We start from the raw sequence: 1,635 nt of genomic DNA on the forward strand, positions 1-1,635 counted from the left end.
CCACGGCCCGCGCGACACCCTCGACGTCGACGTCCTCATCGTCGGCGCCGGCCCGGCCGGCCTGGCCACGGCCATCCGCCTCAAGCAGCTCGCCGCCGCCGCGGGCACCGAGCTCTCCGTCTGCGTGCTCGAAAAAGGCTCCGAGCCCGGCGCCCACACCCTCTCGGGCGCCATCATGGACCTGCGCGCCCTGCATGAGCTCCTGCCCGAGGCCAAGGCCCAGGGTGCCCCCCTGGGCCTGCCGGTGGCTGCAGACGAGTTCCTCTTCCTCTCCGAGTCCGGCGCCCGCGCCACGCCTGAGGCCCTGCTGCCCGAGTGCTTCCAGAACCACGGCCACCGCATCCTCTCGCTCGGCGCCCTGGTGCGCTGGCTGGGCCAGCAGGCCGAGGCCCTGGGGGTGGATGTCTTCCCGGGCTTTGCCGCCTCCGAGCTGCTCTTCGATGCGTCTGGCGCCGTCGTCGGTGCCGCCACCGGCCACCAGGGCCTGGGCAAGGATGGATCGCCCACCGCTGGCTTCGCCCTGGGCATGGAGCTGCGCGCGAAGTACACGGTGCTGGCCGAGGGCTCGCGCGGCCATCTGGGCAAGCAGGCGATTGCCCACTTCGGCCTGGATGCGGGCCGCGATCCGCAGAGCTACGGCCTGGGCATCAAGGAGGTCTGGGAGGTGCCTGCTGCGCAGCACCGCCCGGGGCTGGTGGTGCATACCGCCGGCTGGCCGCTCGATGGTCAGACTTATGGCGGCAGCTTCCTGTACCACGGCGAGGGCAACACGATCGCCCTGGGCTTCGTGGTGGGCCTGGACTATGCGAACCCCTGGCTGAGTCCCTTCGAGGAGTTCCAGCGCTGGAAGACGCATCCGGCGATCCGGGGGCATCTGGCGGGCGGCAAGCGCATCGCCTACGGGGCCCGGGCGATCACGGCCGGGGGGATCCTGTCGCTGCCCCGGTTGTGCTTTCCGGGCGGGGTGCTGGTGGGCTGCGAGGCGGGCACGCTCAATGCCAGCCGGATCAAGGGCAGCCATGCGGCGATCAAGACGGGGATGCTGGCGGCCGAGTCGGCCTTTGCCGCGCTCCAGGCCGGTCGCCAGCACGATGAGCTGCTCGATTACCCGGCGGCCTTCGAGGCCTCGTGGCTGCATGCGGAGCTGCGCCGGGCGAAGAACTTCAAGCAGTGGTTCAAGAAGGGCCGCGCGGTGGGCACGCTGATGACGGGCCTGGAGCAGTGGCTGCTGCCCAAGCTGGGGGTGCAGGAGCCGCCGTGGACGATCCACCGCACGCAGCCCGACCATGCCGCGCTCAGGCCGGCGGCCGACTGCCCGCGCATCGACTACCCCAAGCCCGACGGGGTGCTGAGCTTTGACCGGCTCTCCAGCGTGTTCCTGAGCAACACGAACCATGCGGAGGATCAGCCGGCGCATCTGACGCTGCGGGACGCGGGGGTGCCCACGCGGATCAATCTGGCGGTCTACGGCGGGCCCGAGGCGCGCTACTGCCCGGCGGGGGTCTATGAGTTCGTGCCCGCGGACGACGGGGCCCAGCGCCTGCAGATCAACGCGCAGAACTGCGTGCACTGCAAGACCTGCGACATCAAGGATCCGACGCAGAACATCGTGTGGGTGACGCCCGAGGGCGGCGG

Annotated in this window: 1 protein-coding gene; it reads left to right on the top strand. The window is 71.1% G+C overall.

Going from position 1 to position 1,635, the window contains the following annotated elements; genetic code table 11:
• The coding region (locus H4F90_RS15370) for an electron transfer flavoprotein-ubiquinone oxidoreductase (RefSeq protein ID WP_182666194.1) at positions 1–1,635 on the top strand (1,635 nt) is incomplete at both ends.

The organism is Aquariibacter albus, from assembly GCF_014145335.1.
GTDB lineage: Bacteria > Pseudomonadota > Gammaproteobacteria > Burkholderiales > Burkholderiaceae_C > Aquariibacter > Aquariibacter albus.